Source organism: Xanthobacter cornucopiae (assembly GCF_043195065.2).
GTDB lineage: Bacteria > Pseudomonadota > Alphaproteobacteria > Rhizobiales > Xanthobacteraceae > Xanthobacter.
In genome coordinates this window covers 1,190,352-1,210,661 of the sequence record NZ_CM195531.1, presented here as the reverse complement: position 1 = coordinate 1,210,661, position 20,310 = coordinate 1,190,352, and the positions used below count along the sequence as shown (strand labels likewise).

Here is a 20,310-nt window from a genome sequence, read left to right as displayed (position 1 = left end):
CGACGGCCATCCCCGCAGCCTCGCCTCCCGATCCTACGCCGTGACGGCTCTTGCCTGGATATCCGTGACCGGCAACACACCTTTGCAGCCGGAAGAAAGGATGCGGCGGGCGCCTATTCGTAAAGGTAGCCCACCGGGCTTCCCGCCAGCCGGTCGCCGCGCAGGTCCGAGCGGGTGATGATCTGGCCCGCCAGGGCGTCGATCTCGTCGCGTTGGGTGGGTGTCCACATGCGCAGCTCTTCCATGCCCTTGAGCAGGCCGAGGCGCAGGATCTGCGTGTCCTCGCCCACCTCCGTGAGCCGGAGGACGCCGCCGCCGGCGGTCACGGTGTCGCCGGTCGCAAGCTCCAGGGGCCGGCCCGAGCCATCCGAGAACGCGGCGGTGCCGCGGATGACGCGGTAGACCACGACCTCGCCCTTCGCGAGCCCCTCCGCGTCCGCTCCGGCGGCGGACTTGGGCAGGACCGAGCCGCCGCGCGGATCGGTGGCGATGATGTGCCCCGTGACCAGGCTGCCGCTCGGCGCCTCGATGCCGAGGTCGCGCACATGGAGCGGCCCCGGCGAGGCCACCGGCCCCAGGGCGTCCGAGGGATAGGCGCGGAACAGGGCATCGAGCGCGAGCGGGTCCTGGAACCAGAAGCCGGCGCCGGCCGGGCGGTTGTGCAACGGGTGCTTCCAGGCGGTGCGGGGAGTCTCGTCCTCGCGGATCTGCGCGGGAGCGACCACGCTCGGGTTCGGGAAGGTGGAGGGATCGGTGATGAAGGCCTCGAGGAACTTGCCCGAATAGCCCATGCACAAGGGGTCGGGCACCACCGTCTGCGGCGTCTTCAGGTTCTCGTCCGTGGGCAGGCCCGACCAGGTGTAGAACAGCTGGCGATGCACGATGGCGCTCTGCAGCATCACCGCGCCTGGGCCGACATAATGGAGCCGTCCGTCGTAGTCGAAGGTGAACATGCCCGAGGTGACGAGCACCAGCTGGAACCCGCCGGGCGGCAGATGAAGATGAAAATCGGTCGGCCCGGTGTCGTCCCGGTAAATGGGGAGATTGGTCGCCACCTCCTGCAGCAGGAAAGCGTCGTTGTTGGCGTGCAGGCCGTCCAGCGCGCGGTGATAAAGGGCCTGGGGCCTGTAGACGGGATCGTAGCTGATGTCCCGATGGCGATCGACGGCGACGAAGGCGCCGCGATTGAGGCTGAGGCGATGGCCGTCCGGCCGCGTGAGACCCGGCCACTTGAAGTCGACCATGGACTGCATACCCATAGCATTCTCCCCGGCAGGAAGCTGGCCTAATGCCGCATCTCTGAATAAATATATTCTATTGCAGCGCAGCGCCGTCAATCGAAGAGTCCGGCCGGAATCAAAAATGACAGTGAAATCCAGTCTTAACATGCCATAATCGGCGTATTTTTAGTCAATATTTGAATTTTTGCTTATATTTTAACTACGCAATGCCGAAGTTGAAGGCATGTGTTCCGCATGTGAGCCGCCATGCAGCAGCACCCTGTCCGGGTGCTTGGCGTGGATCTGATCGAGCTTGGCCCAGATCTGCCTGTGATCGGCGGTGTCGCCACCCGAGAAGGCGATCTTCGGCCCGGCGGGCACGAGCACCTCGTTATCCGCACGCCTCCTGGCGGCGAGGAAATCTCGGCTGTCGATCAATGACGCGGTGGGATGGCGATGGTTGACCCGTGATCCGGCCCGTTGCGTCCATGGCGAGCCGGTGGCGATGCGGTAGCGGTCGGGGGCGGCCTCGCGGAAGGATCCCATGCCGTTGCGCCGGCCGATCAGGTTCATGCCGAGGTCGATCAGGCGCTCGAGCTCCAGTGACTTCACCTCCGAGCCATCCTGTTCGCGCTGAAGCTGCTTCCGGGCCTGCTCATTACCGTCAAGCTTCCGCTCGATCTGGTCCACGGCGCGGTGGAACATGTTGACTGTCGGCCAGGGGAGATCGCGAAGCTCGGCATCGAGGCTGGCCGAAGTTGCGAAGACCTCCGATCGCGTCGCCATCATCGAGGAGGTGGGCCCGGCGATCTCGACCTTCAAGAAGGGTGATCACGTCCTCATCTCCTGCATCTCTTCCTGCGGCCGCTGCGAGAACACAGAGCGCGGCATCGCCGCCATCGTCGCTCTCGCCTTCTTCTTCATCCTCATCAATTGCGTCCACACCGCCTAGAAAAGCCGCCCATCTGTCCGCGGAATGGGAGCCAACTCAATGGCCGAGATCGTCCATGCCCTTACGGCATGTCCGATCACGGCTCCGCTACCCTGCGGCCAAGGCGAATTGAAGCTGTGGCCTTATCCGATGATGACCTTCAGCGCTTTCGTCTGCGCCGCCTTCTCGAAGGTTTCATAGGCGGCGAGGATGTCGGCGAGGGCGAAGCGGTGGGTGATCAGCTTGCGCGGATCAAGCTTCTTCGATTGCACGGTCTTGATCAGCAGGGGCGTCGTCACCGTATCCACCAGGCGGGTGGTGAGGGTGATGTTGTGCGCCCACAGGCGTTCCAGGTGGAGATCCGCCTTGGTGCCATGCACGCCGACATTGGCGATGGTGCCGCCGGGCGCGATGATGTCCTGGCACAGCACGAAGGTGGCCGGAATGCCCACCGCCTCGATGGCCGTATCCACGCCGATGCCGCCGGTGAGGGCCTTCACCCGCTCGACGGCATTCTCGCTGCCGCTGTTGACGGTCTTCGTCGCCCCGAAGGTGAGGGCCACATCGAGGCGGTTGTCGTCGAGATCAATCATGATGATCTCTCCGGGCGAGTAGAACTGCGCGGTCAGCAGCGCGGCGAGGCCCACCGGCCCCGCGCCGACGATGGCCACCGTGCTGCCCGGCTGCACCTTCCCGTTCAGCACGCCGCATTCGAAGCCGGTCGGCAGGATGTCGCTGAGCATGACGAGCGCTTCCTCGTCCATGCCTTCGGGAATGCGATGCAGGGAGGTGTCGGCGAAGGGGATGCGGACATATTCGGCCTGTGTCCCATGGATGGTGTGGCCGAGCATCCAGCCCGCGACGGAGCAATGGGAATACATGCCACGCTTGCAGTATTCGCAGCGGCCGCAGGAAGAGATGCAGGAGATGAGGACGTGATCACCCTTCTTGAAGGTCGAGACCGCCGGGCCCACCTCCTCGATGACGCCGACGCCCTCATGGCCGAGCACCGTGCCGGGCTTCACCGTCGGCACGTCGCCCTTCAGAATGTGCAGGTCACTGCCGCAAATGGTCGTGCGCAGGATCTTCACCACGGCATCTGTGGGCTGCTCGATCCGCGGATCCGCCACTTCTTCCAGAGCCTTCCTGCCGGGACCGCGATACACCAGACCCTTCATGAGGGACCTCCCCTTTTTCCATTGTCCTTGAACGCACGGCCCGCCGGATGGCGGCCGCGTTTGCGCCCCGCGTCCTTTGCGCCCCGGGTCCTGGGCAAGAGGGATGCCACCGGCATGAGCGCCGCAAGCCGAGTGTTTGCGTGCCCTTGGGGCTGGACCTGGAGGCACCGCCGTTCGCTTTCACGACACCGGCGTCCGGATATCAGCCACCGGGAGGGAGCCGGCCTCCGCCCGCGCGGCGACAGTCAGGCCGCGCGCCCTCATGGCTGCGAGGCCGCCCCTCGGGTCGCGCCCAATCGCAGGGCCTGGACATGCCAGCCGTCCGTCTCCACGGCCGCGCGGCCGCGCACCGGCATGCGCGCGCCAAGCCAGCAGCGCGTCGGCAGCATTGGCGCGCGGGCGGCGATCCGCAGGGCGGCCGCATCGCCGGGCAGGTCGTCCAGGCGCCGCCGGATGTCGTCCATCGCGGCCTCCGGCAGGTCGCGGGCGATGAACACCAGACGCCCGCGCATGTCGAAGCGGGTGCCCTCCGCCGGCCATCGCGGCAGGCGCACCGGCGGGTAGGCGACGCGCTCGACGCACTGGACCACCACCGGCCCGCCGAGGCCGGCCACGTTCATGAGCCCTTTCACGCGCAGGAGGGCCGCGCCGTAGTCCGAGAGAATCCCGCCCATGGCCACGGCAAAGCCGCGCCAGGACACCTGCCGGGTGAAGAAGCAGGTGAAGCTCGCCGGTGGCGCGCCGGCGGCGTGGGCCGACGGCGGAGCGGTGCCATCGCGCGCGGCGGCTTCAGCCTCGTCCGCCCAGCGCGCCACTTCCGCCGGACGGCTGCCCGGCGCGTACAGGCCGGCGCCGAGGATACGCCCCGGCTCGATCTCACCATGGGCCGTGGCGAGGCGCGGGGCGGAGGGGTTGAGGACATCGAGCCGCGCGGCCAGCCGCTCATGGGCGTCGCGGTCGGCAAGGTCCGGCTTGGTGAGGAGGATGCGGTCCGCCATCGCCACCTGCCGCCGCGCCTCCTCGTGGCGCTCCAACTGGTCGGCGCCGAGGCGGGCGTCCACCAGGGTGACGACACCGTCGCAGCGGAAGCGCGCGGCGACGAAGCGCTGTTCCATCAGCGTCCAGACCACCGGCACCGGGTCCGCGAGGCCGGTGGTCTCGATCACCACCCGGCGGATGTCCGGTATCTGGCGGCGCGCGAGCTTGCCATGCAGGTGCTCCAGCGCCTCCACCAGATCGCCGCGGACGGTGCAGCACACGCAGCCGGAGTCCAGCAGCATCATGGTCTCGCCGATCCGCTCCACCAGATGGTGGTCGATGCCCACGGTGCCGAATTCGTTGATGAGCAGCGCCGTGCCGCTCATGTCCGGATGCGTGACCAGGCGGTTCAACAAGGTGGTCTTGCCGGCACCGAGAAAGCCCGTGAGCAGGGTGACGGGGATGCGCGGGTCGAGGGGATCACGTTCGGCCATGGGCGGTCTCCGAGGCGCTGTGCCGGTGGCGCGGCGATGGCGGCACGACGGCGGTGGCCGCGCGCAGCAACGCCCATGCCAGCGGTGCCGGCATCGGCCCGGCGTCTCGGGCGGACGCCTGAAGCGTTCGATTTTCAGCCACCGGCGCGTTGCAAAATCGAACGCATTCCAAGGCCTGCCGCAACGTCGCCAAGCGGCAGGGACGGCAAGACATCCCAAGGCCCGGTGTGCGCTGCGGGTGGCACGATCGATGCTAAGGCGACACTCCAGGTGTTGGCCGGCCTCACGCGGGGTCGTTTCCGCTTCAGAAGGAGTGGGCATTACGTCAAGGCAGCCGCAACGGGCGCGAACGGCGGCTGCTATAAGTTAGAACATGAGAAGTCCGCTCAAGAGGACGCAGACATCAGATCTGCCCCGGGGCGGCGCACCGGCGGGCTCCCGGGCCCGCCGAGGGGAGGAAACAAAATGCCTTTCGGACGACCCGGACAGAAGTTCTCGGTTCCCGAGAACGACGAAAAGGTGATGGCGTCGTGGGAGAAATTTCTCGGCGGCAGTGAGTTTGGCTCCGATGCGCTGCGCCGGCTCGTGGATGATTCCTGGCGGCGCTGCCTGAGCAACAGCGTGGACCCGCAGCGGGCGCAGGCTCCGCCGCCCATGCGCGACGATTCGCTGCATTCCCTGCGCGACGGCTGCAGCGAGCTGCTGGAAGCCAGCCAGCCGGTGATGGCCTCGGCCCGCGAGCTCCTGGCCGAGACCGGAACCGTCATGGTGCTGACCGACGGGGCCGGCGTCATCCTCAATCTCGAGGGCGATCCGCGGCTGCGCGACGCGGCCGCTGATATCCACCTCCTGTCGGGCGCCAGCTGGAGCGAGCTCGCGTGCGGCACCAATGCCATCGGCACCGCCATCGAGGTCGGGCAGCCCATCCAGATCCACTCCGCCGAGCACTATTGTTCCGGCATCAAGCTCTGGTCGTGCTCCGCCAATGTCATCCGCGATCCCTGCGACGGCACCATCCTGGGCGTCATCGACGTCTCCGGACTTTCCGATACCTTCAACCGCCACAGCCTCGCGCTCGTGGTGGCGACGGCGGGGCGCATCGAGAACCGCCTTGCGCAGCAGGAGATGGATTTCCGGCTGCGCCTCCTGGACCATTGCATGGACCGCCTCGCGGGATCGAGCAGCGAAGGCGTGATCGTGTTCGATCGCCGGGGCCGCGCCGTGAAGGCCAACGGCGCCGCCACCGACGCGCTCATCGATCTGCGGCGGCAGCGCGACGATGCGCCGGGCTCCGAGCTTTCGCGGCTCAGGCTCAACTGGCGCAAGGAAGCGGAGCTGCCGGACGAGTTGCCCTCCTGGATGCGGCGCGAATGGCTGGAGCCGATGGTGAAGGACGGCGAGCGGCTCGGCATCCTGCTGCGCCTGCCGGCCCGCCGCGCCACGCCTTCGCGCACGGCTGGCCGGGACACCTCCCCCGCGGTGGAGCGGGAGGCCGGCCAGGGCGCTTTCGCGCGCATCGTGGGCGACGCGCCCTCCCTGCGCCAGGCGGTTGGCCGCGCCCGGCAATTGGCGAAAAGCCGCGCGCCGGTGCTGCTGCTCGGCGAGACCGGCGTGGGCAAGGACGTGTTCGCCCAGTGCCTGCACGCCGCGGGAGCCGGCAAGGACGGCGCCTTCGTGGCGCTCAATTGCGGCGGCTTCTCCCGCGAGCTGCTGACCAGCGAGCTGTTCGGCTATGTCGAGGGCGCCTTCACCGGAGCACGCCGCGGCGGCATGGTCGGCAAGATCGAGGCGGCGGACGGTGGCACGCTGTTCCTGGATGAGATTGGCGAGATGCCGAAGGACCTGCAGCCGCATTTCCTGCGCGTACTGGAATCCGGCGAGGTCTACCGGATCGGCGAGACGCGGCCGCGCAAGGTCAACTTCCGCCTCGTCGCCGCCACCAATCGCGACCTCAGGAGCGAGGTGGAAGCCGGGCGCTTCCGCATGGATCTGTTCTATCGCGTCGCCGTCACCAGCATCGCCATCCCCGCCTTGCGCGAGCGGGCATCGGACGTTTCCCTCCTTGCCGCGCACCTGATGGGCGAGCTCGCCGAGCGAGGGGGGCTCACGCCGCGCGCCCTGTCGCCCCGGGCCATCGAGGCGCTCCAGGCCTATGCCTGGCCGGGCAATGTGCGCGAGCTGCGCAACGTGATCGAAGGCATGCTCCTCACCGCCGAGGGCGAGGAACTGACCGAAGCCGACATCCCGGACGAAATCCGGACGCCGGCCGGAGCCGCCATCGTCCTGCCGGCCGGCACACCGGCGCCGCCCGAGCCTCAGCTCGGCCTGACGGGCATGGAGAATGCCGAGCGCCTCGCGCTGCTCCAGGCGATGCAGGCGCACAAGGGCAACCTGACCGCCGTGGCCCGCGACCTGGGCATCGCCAAGAGCACGGTCTACGCCAAGCTGCGTCGCTTCGGGCTCGAAGGCATCATCGGTGAAACCCGGCGCTTCCAGATTTGAGGCATCCCAGGAGCAGGACTTCACGACTGGCACGGCCTATAGGTCGCACCCGGCATGCCCCTTGCTTTGAATAATTCAGTTTTCGCGCCTCTCCCCCGAGAGCCCTCCTCCACACCGCCGACCTCGTTCGGCGGTGTTTTTTTGCCCGGATGGCCATGGTGCGCCGCACGCAAAATACTCTTGCGTTGCACAATATAGTTTGATTTTCAAACGGGTATTCGTAAAGACGTCGCCGCCATTTCCCTCCAGGCGTGATCTTTTCAGCGAAATCGATGCAAATATAGGAAAAATAACGACTCCCCTCCCCCGTCATCTCTTGGCACGCCCCTTGCGATCCAGTGCAGGAGCCTCGCGGATCGCGCGTTATCCGGAAATGGATCTCGCGTTCTGTCGTCCGAAGAGGTCGACCCGTGCGGCACCGGCCAGAGAAAAAGTGGGAGGAGAACCAGCGTATGTCCCTGCAGATCAACATCGACAACGGCGGCACACTGACGGACATCTGTATTCTGTCCGACGATCAGGTGAGGAAGACCAAGGTTCTCACCACGCCTTATGATCTCAGCAAGTGTTTCTTCGAAGGCCTCACCAAGGCGTCCGGGGTACTCTACGGCGCGCCGGACGTGAAGCGGCTGCTGGAGGAAGTCGACCTCATCCGCTATTCCACCACGCAGGGCACCAACGCCATCTGCGAGCGCAAGGGGCCGCGGCTCGGCCTGATCCTCGACGCCGGGGCCCGCGACCTGCCGAGCCGCCTTGCGGCCCACGACCAGGACGTGTTCGAAGCCCTGGTGGGCGACCGCATCGCTTACCTTGATGCCGCGGTTGTCACCGGCGCGGACGCGGACGTGGAGGTGGTCAAGGCCATCAACACGCTGACCGCCGCCGGCGCGAACCGCCTGGTGGTGAGCTTTGGCGGGGCCGACTTCCAGTCGGTGGAGAATGCGTTTCGGCTGGTCGCGCTGCGCAAGTACCCGCGCCACCTGCTGGGCGCGGTGCCGATCCTCTACGGCTCCGACCTCACCACCGACACCGACGGCGAGCGGCGCACCTGGACCGCGCTCATCAATTCCTTCCTCCACCCGTCCATGGAAGCGTTCCTCTTCAACGCCGAGAACCGGCTGCGCGCCTATCGCACCAAGAACCCGCTGCTCATCTTCCGCAATGACGGCGATGCTTCCCGCGTCGCCAAGACCATCGCCATCAAGACCTATTCGTCCGGTCCCCGTGGCGGCATGGAAGGGGTGAAGGCCTTCTCCCGGCGCTACGGCTTCACCGACAGCGTCTCCATCGACGTGGGCGGCACCACCACCGACATCGGCCAGTACAAGGACGGCACCGTCACCGAGGTGCGGCGGGGCCATGTGGAAGGCATCTCCGTGTCCTTCCCGCTGTGCGAGATCCTCAGCGCCGGCGCCGGTGGCTCCTCCATCTTCAAGGTGGTGGACGGGCGCATCGTCATCGGCCCGGAGAGCGTGGGCGCGGTGCCGGGACCGGCCTGTTTCGGGCGCGGCGGCCAGCAGGCCACCATCACCGACGCCAGCCTCCTGAGCGGCCTGTTCGATCCCGCCTCCTATTTCGGCGGCGGCATGGGGCTGGACCTCGACCGCGCGGCGGCGGCGGTGACCGCCAACATCGCCACCCCGCTCGGCGTCAGCCTGGACGATGCGCTGCTGCGCATGGAGTTCGCCTATGAGGAAAAGATCGCGGCGGAACTGCACCGCTTCACGCGGATCTCGCCCGAGACGGTGATGCTCGCCTTCGGCGGCGCCGGCCCGCTCAACGCCTGCGGCGTGGCCGACAAGGCCGGCATCCGCCGCGTCGCCATCCCGCAGATGGCAGCGGTGTTCTCCGCCTACGGCATCGGCGCCTGCGACATCTCCCAGCGCTACCAGGTGACCCTGGCCGATCCGGCGGACCTCGGAAAGACGCTGGAGACCCTGAGGGTGAAGGCCGCCCGCGACATGTTCGCGGAAGGCTGCGCGGAAGGCACCTACGCCATCGAGGCCCGCCTCAACGCCGATTTCGGCGACGGGCGGGTGGAGAGCGTGGCGCTCGACGGCACCCCGCAGGTGCCCGCCGCCTTTGCCGGCGCGCGCTCGGTGGAGCTGGAGCTGAAGGCGGTGAAGAGCCTGCGCGCGGCCGGCGAGAAGGCCGCCGCCTTCGCCCCCGGGGCGCCGGCGACCGCCCACGGCAAGCGCCATGTGCTGATCCGCGACCATGGCCGCATCGACGTGCCGGTCTACCGCCTCGCCGACCTTGCCGAAGGCGCCTTCGCCTCCGGCCCCGCCATCCTGGAGGAGGACTATTTCACCTGCCGCGTCCCCGATGGCTGGCAGTTCGTGATCAGCGACGCAGGCGACATCCTGCTGAGCCGGAAGGATTGAAGACAATGAAAGTCGCCATGACAGAATATCTCCGCATCGACCTGACGTCGGAGAAGTGGGAGTGCCGCGTCTGCGATCACGAGATCGCCCCGGCGCGCGGCAACTACAAGGAAGGGCTTCTCGTCCACGACCGTGACCCGCGTGAGATCCATCCGCCGATCATCGATCCGCAGAAATACCGCTTCACCTTCAGCCCCGATCCGGAATGGGTGCGCATCCTCGAATACTGCTGCCCGAACTGCGGCACGCAGGTTGAGACCGAATATGCCGTGCCCGGCCATCCGCCGCTCCACGACATGGACGTGAACCTCGATGCGCTGAAGGCCCAGTGGGCCGCGCGCGGCGAGGCCGCCGCGCCCTTCGCCGGCCCCGCCGTGGTGCGCGACGACGGCCACGGACACTGATCCCCGGACGACACCGTCCCCGCGCGGGACGGTGTCGCGCCACCCAACGACATACGGCGCAGCAGCGCCCTCGCCAGCATCCTCAGGGAGGAGACATGAAACGCGTTTCCGTGGACATCGGTGGCACCTTCACCGACTGCTTCGTGGTCTGGGACCAGCAGTATATCGAGGCCAAGGCCCTCACCACCCACCACAACCTCGCCATGGGCTTCAACGAGGCCCTGGGCAAGGCCTGCGGCGTGCTCGGCCTTGAACTGGAGGAAATCCTCGGCGCGGTGGACAGCGTGCGCTACGCCACCACGCTCGGCACCAACGCCCTCATCGAGCACAAGGGCCCCAAGATCGGCATGCTGGTGACCGCCGGCTACGAGGCCACCGTGCCGCTGAGCCGCGCCCGCGGCTATGGCGAGGGGCTCGACAACCTCGGCCAGCAGGACATGCCCAACGCCAAGCGGCCCGACCCGCTGGTGGAGGCGCACATGATCCGCGGCGTGCGCGAGCGGCTCGACTTCCAGGGCAAGCTGGTGATGCCGCTGGACGAGGAGGACGTACGCACGCAGATCCGCGAGTTGGTGGATCGCGGCGCCCAGATCATCGTGGTGGCGCTGGTGAACGCGGTGGTGAACCCCGCCCACGAGCAACGCATCGAGGAAATCCTGCTGGAGGAGTACCCCTCCCACCTGCTCGGCGCCATTCCGGTCATCCTGTCCCACCAGGTGGCGGGGCGCAAAGGCGAGTATGTGCGGGCCACCTCCGCCATCGTCGACGGCTATCTGCACTCCACCATGTATCACGCGCTCTCGGCGCTGGAGCAGAACCTCAGGGCCCATCGCTATGAGAAGCCCATGCTGGTGATCCACAATTCCGGTGGCATGGCGCAGCTCAACTCCACCGACGCGCTGCAGACCATCCATTCCGGCCCGGTCTCCGGCATCGGCGCCTCCGAGCATCTTGCCATGCTCACCGGCCTCGGCAACGTGGTGGCCACCGACATGGGCGGCACCAGCTACGATATCGGCATCGTGGTGGACGGCGGTGTGAAGCACTACGACTTCAACCCCGTCATCGACCGCTGGCTGGTCTCGGTGCCCATGGTGCACCTCGTCACGCTCGGCGCCGGCGGCGGCTCCATCGCCGCCTACGACCGCATGTACAAGACCGTGAAGTGCGGGCCCGAAAGCGCCGGCTCCGACCCCGGCCCGGCCTGCTACGACCGCGGCGGCATGAAGCCCACGGTGACCGACGCCGACCTGCTGCTCGGCTATCTCGACCCGGCCAATTACGCGGGCGGCTCCATTCCGCTCAACCCGCGCCGGGCCAAGGCGGCGATCGAGGACGCGCTGTGCGACGAGCTCGACTGCTCGGTGATCGAGGCGGCGCTGCTGATCCGCGAGAAGGTGGACGACAACATGGCCAACGGCCTGTTCACCGAGCTGCGCGCCCGGGGCTATGACCCCAAGGACTTTACCATGCTGGCCTATGGCGGCAACGGGCCGCTGCATTGCTGCGGCATCGCCCAGAACCTCAACATCGACCGCATCCTGGCCCCGCCCCTGTCCTCCGTGTTCTCCGCGGTGGGCGCCGGCAACATGCACCAGCTCCATATCCACGAGCAGTCGCTCTACATGGTGCTGTACGACAGCAACACCCGCGCGTTGTTCGACGACTATGACCGCTTCAACGCCATCGTCGCCGAGCTGAAGGAACGGGGCACCCAGGACCTGCTGCGCCAGGGCGTGCCACTGGCCGACATCCGCCACAACCTCGAACTGGACATGCGCTACGGCAACCAGCTGGTGCAGACCACGGCGGTGATCCCGAGGCACGAGGTGAACGGGCCGGCCGACGTGCTCGCCATCATCTCGCAGTTCTCGGCCGATTACGGCAAGCGCTTCGGCGAGGGCTCGCAGGCCCCGGAGGCCGGCATCCGCATCAACACCATCCGGATCGCCGCCTACGTGCACCACGAAACCGTGCAGTTCGAGGACATCAAGCCGGTGCCCGAAAGCGAGCGCAAGGGCCCGCCGGCGCCGGCCGCCACCCGCGTCTGCCACTTCGTGGGACAGGACGGCCCGCTGGAAACACCGGTGTGGAGCCGCTCGGACATCCTGCCGGGTGTCCAGATCGAGGGGCCGGCCATCGTCGCCTCCGAGGTGACGACCTTCCTGGTCAACCCGGGCTGGACCTTCGTGGCGGCAAAGCAGGGCGCCTCCTGGTTCCTGCGCGCCAGCACGCCCCCGACGACGCACTGACGTCCTCTCGCTCCCTGCCCCCGCGGGCGGGGAGCAATGCGCCCATCGCGCTGCGATCACTGAAGATATTCCGGGAGGATACCCCATGAACGACATGAGCAACACCGGCCGCGGCAAACTGCCCAGCGCCGAAGACATGGCCCTTGTCCAGAAATTCCTGAACGACACCACCCTGTTCCTCGGGCCCGACCCCGAGATCATGCAGAACCACGACCTGATGCCGCGCACGGCGGACGAGGAAGAAGCCGTCGCCAAGGTTTCCGACGCCCACACCATCGCCAAGATCCGCGACCGCATCCAGTCCGGCTGCGACGAAGGCTATGAGATGGTGGAGCAGATGGGCGCCGCCCCCGGCGCCAAGTGGGGCGACGTCATCACCGGCGTGTACTCGGCCTCCGGCGATCTCGCCATCGCCTCGGCGGGCGGCGTGCTGATCTTCTCGGCGCTGGTGCATCACCCCATCAAGTTCATCATCAAGAACTGGATGAACGACCCCACCGTCGGCGTGCGCGAGGGCGACGGCTTCATCCATAACGACAGCCGCTACGGCAACGTGCACAACACCGACCAGTCCATGATCGTGCCCATCTTCCACAAGGGCAAGCTGGTGTGCTGGGTGGCCTCCACCGTGCACGAGGGCGAGAACGGCGCCATCGAGCCGGGCGGAATGCCGTCCATGGCCGAAAGCCCCTCCGACGAGGGACTGAAGATGTCCCCCTTCCGCGTGGTGGAAAACTACCAGATCAAGCGCGACATCCTCACCTTCCTGCAAAACTCGGTGCGCGAGCCGAAGCTTCAGTATGAAGACATGAAGGTGAAGCTGTTCGCCTGCCTGCGCATCAAGCAGCGCATCGAGGAGACGCTGAACACCGACGGCCCGCAGGCCCTGGTCTCCACGCTGCGCCTCACCATGGAGAACGTGCGCGCCGAGGTGAAGCGCCGCGTCTCCGAATGGCCGGACATGACGGTGCGCACCTACATCATCCAGGACTCGACCCTGCGCGAGAACTGCGTGGTGAAGATCAACTGCAAGCTCACCAAGACCGGCGACCGGCTGATCTTCGACTTCCGCGGCTCGGCGCCCGAATTCACCAACCGCGCCACCAACACCATCGTGGCGGGCCTCAAGGGAATGCTGGCGCAGGTGTTCCTCTGCTATGTCTGGCCGGACCTGCCGCGCGGCCAGGCCGCGTTCGCCCCCATCGAGGTCATCACCGATCCGCACTCCATCGTCAACTGCTCCTATGACGCGCCAAACTCGCAGAGCCTGATGTCCATCTTCACGGGCTTCACGGCGGGCCAGCACGCGGTGGCGAAGTTCCTTTATTCCTGCCCCGAGAAGTTCACGAAGGTGCATGCGCCCACCTTCAACATGATCAACACCTTCATCTGGGGCGGCGTGTCCCAGCACGGCGAGACGCTGGGCAATCTCTGCGCCGACCTCAACGGCATGGGGGCCGGCGCCACAGCGGACCGCGACGGCGAGCACGCGCTTGCCCCCATCTTCGCCACCATGGCCGACATCGGCGAGCAGGAGTTGAACGAAGAGGAAGTGCCCTTCCTGCAGCTCGTCTCCAAGAAAATGACGCGCGACGCCATCGCCCCCGGCAAGTATCGCGGAGGCCAGGGCTACACCATGATGGTGGCCACCAAGGACAGTGAGCAGTGGGGCTTCATGACCACCTGCCAGGGTGCCAAGATTCCCCCGCTGCAAGGCCTGTTCGGCGGCTATGCCTGCGGCTGCTACCCCCTGTCCAAGGTCAAGGGCGTGGATGTCTATGACGTGCTCATGAACACGCCGGAGAAGTTCCGGCACTCCATCGAGGAGATCATGAACGAGCAGCCGTTCGAGGAGGCGAGCTACACCACCCACCACATGGGCATGGGCTTCGAGATTTCCAAGCGCGGCGAGCTGTTCATGATCTCCCAGGGCGCCGGCGCCGGCTATGGCGACCTGCTGGAGCGCGACCCCCGGGGCGTCATCAAGGACATCGAGGACGGCCTCATCTCCACCGCGGTGGCGGCGCGCCTCTACAAGGTGGTGTTCGACCCGCAGACCCTGGCCATCGACGAGAAGGCGACCGAAGACGCCCGCGCCGCCGAGCGCCGGGCCCGCATCGCCCGCTCCAAGCCCTACGCCGAATTCGTGAAGGACTGGAGCCAGCCGAAGCCGCCGGAACACCTGCAGTATTTCGGCGCCTGGGGCGATGATGTCTCGGTGCTCTACATGGGGTCGCCGGACCGGACCCGCGCCGCCGATACGCCCCGCCCGAACTACATGGCCCACCCCAAGGACGTGCGCATCGCCGAGCTCGAGGCGCGCCTCGCGGCCCTGGGCGCCATGGGGGGCGAGAAGCAATGAGCCCCCGCCTCGTGGACGACCTGCCCCGGCCTTCCGGGGCGCCGGGCATCCGCGTGTGGCTGAAGTCGTCGGGCTATGCCCGGCGCCTTCTCCTCGGGGAGGATGGCGACCCGTGGGAGAGCGCCCCGCGCTATCTCGCCTTCTTCACCCAGGCCCATGGCCTGCTGCGCCCCGACGTGGGCGTGGTGGATGTGGGCGACCTCTATCGCTCCTGGGTCGCGCGCCATCCGGCGTTGCAGGCGGAGATGGGGTCCAAGAAGCGGGCCGCCTTTCCCCTCAAACGCATGCTGGAGGACGAGGGCCCCCGCAGGCTGCTCGCCGAGGTGGTCGAGGCGGTGGCCGCAAGCCTGCGCGGTGCGGCCCCCCTTGTGCTCGCCGTGCCGGCGCCCCGCCGCTGGCTCGGGGAGGCCGCCCGGCTGGCCGGCCGCGACGGCACCGCGATCGACGCCGACACCGTCGAGGATGCCGCCATGTACATGGCCGATCTGGCGCGCTCCGTCTCCCACCTCCCCATCGGCGGGCTGCTGCTGGAGGAAGAGGACGGGACCGGCGACGCCGACGGCGCGGCCTATCGCCCCCTGGTGAACGTCGCCCGCCACTATCGCTGGGGCCTTGCCCTGCGCGGGCGTCCGGGCCGGAAGGCGGAGGATGTCGACACCGTCATCTCCACCGCCCTGCCCGATGGCGGAGACCTGGCCCTGGGGCTCGATGTCAGCGGGCAATTGTGGGACGGCGGCCCCCTCGCCACGCTTGGGGATGGCCAGTTCTACTTCGCGGAGATCCCCGTGGGCACGGAACCCGAGGCGGTTCTGCGACACCTCGCACGCCTGCGGGCCTGACATTTCTCCCCCGCCCGCGCGGGGGAGAGCAACGGCCCGCGCTTGAAACCGGCGGGCGCCGACAAAACTCCCGGAGGAAGCATGACCCGCCTTTCGAACGCCGGCCTTCGCGCCGGCTTCATCGCCTTGTCCTTCATGGCTGGCACCGCCCATGCCGCCGATGTCAATTCCAGCGACTACCTGCCAGCCCCCGCCGGCACCAATCTTCTGGTCTTCTACAGCCAGTATGCCACCCGCGACGAATATAAGAGCACCACTGGCCAGACCTATTCGAACGGCACAGGGCTCGATTCATACGTCGATATCCTGCGCTACGTGCATTACTTCGAAATCGGCGGCTTCACCATTGCGCCGCAGGTGCTCGTGCCGGTGGGAACGCTCTATAACGGCCGCCTCGCCGGCACATCGTTCGATGCCGCCGCCGGGCTCGGCGATCCCATCCTCGCCACCACCGTGTGGGTGGTGAACAACAAGGCCACGCAGACCTATGTCGGCATCATGCCGTACGTGTTCCTGCCCCTCGGCCAATACAGCGCCGGCGATGTGCTGAACCTGGGCGAGAACCGCTGGAAGCTCGATCTGCAGGCCGGATGGTACCAGGGCCTTACGAACGGGCTCGCCTTCCAGCTCACCGGCGACGTCATCTGGTATGGGGACAATACCCGGGCCGGCAACGGCACGCAGACCCTGTCGCAAGACCCCACCTACCAGCTGCAAGCCTGGCTTTCCTACGCCTTCGCCCCCACCTGGTCCGCCGCCGCCGGCTATTCCCAGTTCTGGGGCGGCACGGAATATCTCACCGGCGTGCCCACCGGCAACGCCACCGAACGCTCCCAGGTGCGGATCGAACTCTCCAAGTTCATCACGCCCACCTTCCAGGTGCTGGGCCTGGTGCAGCGGGATGTGGCAACATCAGGCGGCTTTCCCGAGGCTTTCCGCGGCACGGTGCGCCTGCTCCAGGTGTTCTGATCCGTCTTCCGCCCCCTCGTCGGCCTGCCAACCATCAGGGTGGCGCCGCGTCCCGCCTTCAGCGGCAGGCTGGGCTGGGTGCGGTCGAGGGCCTGGATCTGCGACTTCTCGTCAAGGCTCAGCACCAGGGCATGAGCCAGCGGACTGAAATGGAGCCCGACCACGTCAGGGAGCTTCCCGGCGAAGGCCGGATCGCCCGAAAGCCTGACCTGCCGCCAGCCCGGCGGCCTTGGCCGTGGCGCGGACGGTCCAGTGGGCGATAAACGGACAGCGTCGACGCGAGGCCTTGAGTGGCGGCTTGCCGCCGTCGCGGTCCTGGATGTCGGCTCCCTGGACGCGCACGCACAGCAGGCGTCCATCGGTGTCAGTCAGGATGTGCCGCGTGCGGCCGGCGGTCTTCTTGCCCGCGTCGTCGCCCTTCGCGCCCCCTTTTGATCGGCGGTGCGCACCGATTGGCTGTCGAGGATCGCCGCCGAGGGCGACGCCGGCCTGCCGCCGCGCTCGCAATCGGCGATGACGAGGGCGTGGTGGACGCGCTCCCAGACACCCTCGCGCTGCCAGCGCTGCGGATAATAATAGACCATCTGCCACGGCGGCAGGTCATGGGGCAAAAGCCGCCACGCCATGCCGGCGCGCAGGACATAAAGAATGGCATCCACCCGCTCGCGCGATGTCGCCTTCCGAGGCCGCCCGCCAGCTCGCGCATCGGGGATCATGGGCGCGATCAGATCCCATTGTGTGTCAGTCCGGTCGGTGTCGTCGCGACGCCATGAAAGCGGCTTCTTCCGGGGCATAGGGGGACGGCTCGTCTCCCTGATCCGGCCCCCTGTGAACCACGCAAAACCCGCCTTGGGAATCCTTCTCAAACGCGCTCTTACAGATGACGATGAACGTTATGCCCTCAGCCCTATAGCAAATGTGATGCGGGAAAAGTTCGCCAAACACCACCAGATTTGGCGCATCCCCCTCCCCGCCCCCGCGAATTCTGACGCAACGTAATATTCTGCGACAAAAGCAACCTTGCCGAATGGTAAAGCGAGTGATAGCTCTCGCTGCGATTGTGTCAGGGCGATCACACATGTCTGCTGAAGGTGATGCGGGCGCGCGGGCGGATTCCGGCCTCGGCGCGCTCGTTCTTATGTTGCGTTTTCACGGCGTCGCTGCGGAACCCGACCAACTCCGCCATCAAATCGGATGTGAGTCCCTCAACCTGACGGACATGCTGCGTTCCGCGCGCGGGTTGGGGGCTCAAGTCCCGCATCGTGTCATCGTCCTGGCGGCGGCTTGCCGGAACACCGCTGCCGGCCATCGCCGAGCGCAAGGATGGCTCGTTCGTCGTCCTGGCCAGGGTCGTGGACAACAAGGCCCTTATTCACGACCCGGTTTCCGGGCGCCCGCAGCAGGTCGAGCGGGAGGGGTTCGAGTTGCAATGGAGCGGCCGGCTGTTGCTTATGGCGCGCCGCGCCAAGTTCTCCGAACTTGCCCGGCGGTTCGACATCTCCTGGTTCATCCGGGCGATGCACAAGTATCGCGCGCTTATGGGCGAAGTGCTCGCGGCCTGGCTCTTCCTTCAGGTGCTGGCGCTGATATCGCCTTTGTTCTTCCAGGTGATCATCGACAAGGTTCTGGTGCACCGGGGACTGACGACGCCTGATGTCCTCGTCCTGGGCCTCGTCGTGGTCTTGGCCTTCGAGGCCTTGCTCGGGCCTTGCGCACGCACGTGTTCGCGCACACCACGAACCGGATCGATGTCGAGCTCGGCGCCCGGCTCTACCGGCACCTGCTGGGATTGCCCATCGCCTATTTCGAGGCGCGCCGGGCGGGGGATTCCGTCGCGCGGGTGCGTGAGCTTGAGAACATCCGAAGCTTCCTGACGGGGTCCGCCCTGACCCTCGTCGTCGACCTTGTGTTCGCCATCATCTTCATCGCCGTCATGTTCATGTATTCGACAACATTGACCCTGGTGGTGATCGCCTCCTTTCCCTTCTATATCGCGATCTCGGCAGGCGTCACGCCCCTGTTTCAGAAGCGGCTCGAGGACAAGTTCAACAAGGGCGAGGAAAACCAGGCGCTGCTGGTGGAGAGCGTCACCGGCGTCGAAACGCTGAAGGCCATGGCGGTGGAGCCACAGATGCAGCGGCGCTGGAAGGAACAGCTCGCCGCCTATGTGAGCGCCAGCTTCGGCGTTCAGAATCTCGGAAATTGGGCGAGTCAAAGCGTGCAGCTCGTCAGCAAGCTGGTGACGGCGGCAACCCTTTATTTCGGCGCGAAGTTCGTCATCGACGGCAGCCCCACGGTGGGCGAGCTCGTCGCCTTCAACATGCTGGCGTCACGGGTGTCGCAGCCCGTGTTGCGGCTGGCGACTGCCCCGGGCCGCGCGGCAGGCCGGCCGCGCCGAGCTGGAATTCCTGCCCGCGGCGCTGGAAATCATGGAAACCCCGCCCTCTCCCACGGGACGGGCGATTGCCGCCAGCATCATCGGCTTCTCGCTGATCGCGCTGGCCTGGAGCATCTTCGGCACGCTGGATATCATCGCCACGGCGCAGGGGCGCTTCGTGCCCAGCGGGCGCACCAAGGTCATTCAGCCGTCCGAGAGCGGCATCGTGCGGGCCATCCATGTGCGGGACGGGGCCATCGTCAAGGCCGGCGACGTGCTCGTGGAAATCGATCCGACAGCCAATGATGCGGATGCGCGGCGGCTCGACCATGATCTGGCCCAGGATCGGCTGGACATCGCCCGGCTTTCGGCGCTCCTGGCCGAGGATGCGGCATCCTTCGCGCCTCCCGCGGATGCGGCACCGGAGCTGATCGCGACGGCGCGGCGGCAGATGGAGGAGCAGCAGGCCGAGCATGAAGCGCGGCTGTCGGGCCTTGATCGGCAAATGGCGCAGAAGGGGGCGGAGCTGCAATCGGTGAAGGCGGTGATCGCCAAGGGCGAGGCGCTTCTGCCCCTGCTGAGGGAGCAACTCGCCATGCGCGAGACGCTGATGAGCAAGGGTCTGGGCACCAAGGTGCTGTTCCTCGAAGCGCAGCAGCGATTGGTGGAGCAGGAACAGCAGCTGATCGTGGACGGGCACCGCTCGGCGGAGGCTGCGGCCGCCCTGGGCGCGCTGGAAAAGCAGCGGGCGGAAGCCGGCTTTGAGTACCGCAAGAGCCTGCTTGCGGAGCTGGCCAAGGCGCAGTCCCTGGCGAGCGGGCATCTGGAAGAAAAGGTGAAGGCGGCCCGGCGGCGAGCGGACCAGACGCTGGTTGCCCCCGTGGACGGCACGGTGCAACAACTGGCGGTGCACACCATTGGCGGGGTGGTGACGCCCGCGCAGCAGCTGATGGGGGTGGTGCCCCGAGACGGGCGGCTGGAGATCGAGGCGGAGCTGATGAACCGGGACATGGGGTTCGTGCATGCGGGCCAGGAGGCGGAAGTGAAGGTGGAGGCCTTCACCTTCACCCGCTACGGTCTTCTGCATGGGGTCGTGGAGAGCGTGAGCCGGGATGCGGTGACGGGCGGGTCGCCGCCGCGCCCGGGCGAGGCCGCCGCCGACGAGACGGCCCGCCAGGCGCGCCAGCCCACATATGTGGCGCGGCTTTCGGTGCGGGAGAGCGGCCTTGAGACGGAACAGGGCTTCCGCCCCCTGGAAGCGGGCATGTCCGTGACCGCCGAGATCAAGACCGGCCGCCGCCGCATCCTCGACTTCCTCCTCTCCCCCCTCCTCAGATATGCACACGAAGGAGGAAGGGAGAGGTGAAATCGAAATGTTGGATTCAATAGATAATAGGACTGGAGCGACGAATGAGATACA

At 67.0% G+C, this 20,310-nt stretch carries 14 protein-coding genes and 3 pseudogenes; 10 read left to right on the top strand and 7 right to left on the bottom strand.

Annotated elements, in window-relative coordinates; translation table 11 throughout:
* Nucleotides 1-113: 113 nt before the first annotated feature.
* Together V5F53_RS05400 and V5F53_RS05395 are read right to left on the bottom strand one after the other, a co-directional pair.
* Complete coding sequence (locus tag V5F53_RS05400) at nt 114-1,259, bottom strand: hypothetical protein (protein WP_393997342.1); 1,146 nt, start codon at nt 1,257-1,259, stop codon at nt 114-116.
* Between the two features lie 219 nt (nt 1,260-1,478).
* A pseudogene (locus tag V5F53_RS05395) lies at nt 1,479-1,970 on the bottom strand (SLOG family protein); the annotation flags it as partial.
* On the opposite strand from V5F53_RS05395, the gene V5F53_RS05390 reads away from it, so the two are divergent.
* Nucleotides 1,924-2,172, top strand: a complete 249-nt coding sequence (locus tag V5F53_RS05390; protein ID WP_393997343.1) for an alcohol dehydrogenase catalytic domain-containing protein — start codon at nt 1,924-1,926, stop codon at nt 2,170-2,172. The pseudogene V5F53_RS05395 and the gene V5F53_RS05390 sit on opposite strands and share 47 nt — an antisense overlap.
* 122 nt (nt 2,173-2,294) lie before the next feature.
* Here V5F53_RS05390 and V5F53_RS05385 read toward each other — a convergent pair whose 3' ends face one another.
* Together V5F53_RS05385 and V5F53_RS05380 are read right to left on the bottom strand one after the other, a co-directional pair.
* Nucleotides 2,295-3,329 (bottom strand): zinc-dependent alcohol dehydrogenase family protein, encoded by a 1,035-nt coding sequence (locus V5F53_RS05385; RefSeq protein ID WP_393997344.1) that lies wholly within the window; start codon nt 3,327-3,329, stop codon nt 2,295-2,297.
* A 260-nt stretch (nt 3,330-3,589) separates the two neighbouring features.
* Nucleotides 3,590-4,801 carry a CobW family GTP-binding protein gene (locus V5F53_RS05380; RefSeq protein ID WP_393997345.1) on the bottom strand — a complete coding sequence of 404 codons (1,212 nt, stop codon included), beginning with the start codon at nt 4,799-4,801 and terminating at the stop codon, nt 3,590-3,592.
* Between the two features lie 273 nt (nt 4,802-5,074).
* Here V5F53_RS05380 and V5F53_RS05375 point away from each other — a divergent pair, with 273 nt between their 5' ends.
* The 7 genes from V5F53_RS05375 to V5F53_RS05345 all read left to right on the top strand — a co-directional run bounded on the left by V5F53_RS05375 (nt 5,075) and on the right by V5F53_RS05345 (nt 16,513).
* Nucleotides 5,075-7,303 carry a sigma 54-interacting transcriptional regulator gene (locus V5F53_RS05375; RefSeq protein WP_509212950.1) on the top strand — a complete coding sequence of 743 codons (2,229 nt, stop codon included), beginning with the start codon at nt 5,075-5,077 and terminating at the stop codon, nt 7,301-7,303.
* Nucleotides 7,304-7,755: 452 nt separating this feature from the next.
* Nucleotides 7,756-9,687: a hydantoinase/oxoprolinase family protein gene (locus tag V5F53_RS05370; RefSeq protein ID WP_393997347.1), complete on the top strand. Its 1,932-nt coding sequence runs from the start codon at nt 7,756-7,758 to the stop codon at nt 9,685-9,687.
* Nucleotides 9,688-9,704: 17 nt separating this feature from the next.
* Nucleotides 9,705-10,091: an acetone carboxylase subunit gamma gene (locus tag V5F53_RS05365; protein ID WP_393997348.1), complete on the top strand. Its 387-nt coding sequence runs from the start codon at nt 9,705-9,707 to the stop codon at nt 10,089-10,091.
* A 95-nt stretch (nt 10,092-10,186) separates the two neighbouring features.
* A complete protein-coding gene (locus V5F53_RS05360) occupies nt 10,187-12,343 on the top strand; it encodes a hydantoinase/oxoprolinase family protein (RefSeq protein WP_393997349.1) in 2,157 nt (718 codons plus the stop codon).
* A gap of 85 nt (nt 12,344-12,428) precedes the next feature.
* The gene (locus tag V5F53_RS05355; protein ID WP_393997350.1) at nt 12,429-14,705 is read left to right on the top strand and encodes a hydantoinase B/oxoprolinase family protein; all 2,277 of its coding nucleotides are present in this window, start codon (nt 12,429-12,431) and stop codon (nt 14,703-14,705) included.
* Complete coding sequence (locus V5F53_RS05350; protein WP_393997351.1) at nt 14,702-15,544, top strand: hypothetical protein; 843 nt, start codon at nt 14,702-14,704, stop codon at nt 15,542-15,544. Before V5F53_RS05355 ends, V5F53_RS05350 begins: the two co-directional genes overlap by 4 nt.
* Nucleotides 15,545-15,625: 81 nt before the next feature.
* Complete coding sequence (locus tag V5F53_RS05345) at nt 15,626-16,513, top strand: transporter (protein ID WP_393997352.1); 888 nt, start codon at nt 15,626-15,628, stop codon at nt 16,511-16,513.
* A 35-nt stretch (nt 16,514-16,548) separates the two neighbouring features.
* Here V5F53_RS05345 and V5F53_RS05340 read toward each other — a convergent pair.
* From V5F53_RS05340 to V5F53_RS05330, 3 genes and pseudogenes are all read right to left on the bottom strand, one after another.
* Nucleotides 16,549-16,740: pseudogene (locus tag V5F53_RS05340) on the bottom strand (IS630 family transposase); the annotation flags it as partial.
* Nucleotides 16,679-16,966 (bottom strand): transposase, encoded by a 288-nt coding sequence (locus V5F53_RS05335; RefSeq protein WP_393997373.1) that lies wholly within the window; start codon nt 16,964-16,966, stop codon nt 16,679-16,681. The pseudogene V5F53_RS05340 and the gene V5F53_RS05335, both read right to left, overlap by 62 nt.
* Nucleotides 16,882-17,307 carry a transposase gene (locus tag V5F53_RS05330; protein ID WP_393997353.1) on the bottom strand — a complete coding sequence of 142 codons (426 nt, stop codon included), beginning with the start codon at nt 17,305-17,307 and terminating at the stop codon, nt 16,882-16,884. Before V5F53_RS05330 ends, V5F53_RS05335 begins: the two co-directional genes overlap by 85 nt.
* A gap of 284 nt (nt 17,308-17,591) precedes the next feature.
* Between V5F53_RS05330 and V5F53_RS05325 the strand changes: the two are divergent.
* Together V5F53_RS05325 and V5F53_RS05320 are read left to right on the top strand one after the other, a co-directional pair.
* A pseudogene (locus V5F53_RS05325) lies at nt 17,592-18,875 on the top strand (ABC transporter transmembrane domain-containing protein); the annotation flags it as partial.
* Nucleotides 18,876-18,942: 67 nt separating this feature from the next.
* The gene (locus tag V5F53_RS05320; RefSeq protein ID WP_393997354.1) at nt 18,943-20,256 is read left to right on the top strand and encodes an HlyD family type I secretion periplasmic adaptor subunit; all 1,314 of its coding nucleotides are present in this window, start codon (nt 18,943-18,945) and stop codon (nt 20,254-20,256) included.
* Nucleotides 20,257-20,310 lie beyond the last annotated feature (54 nt).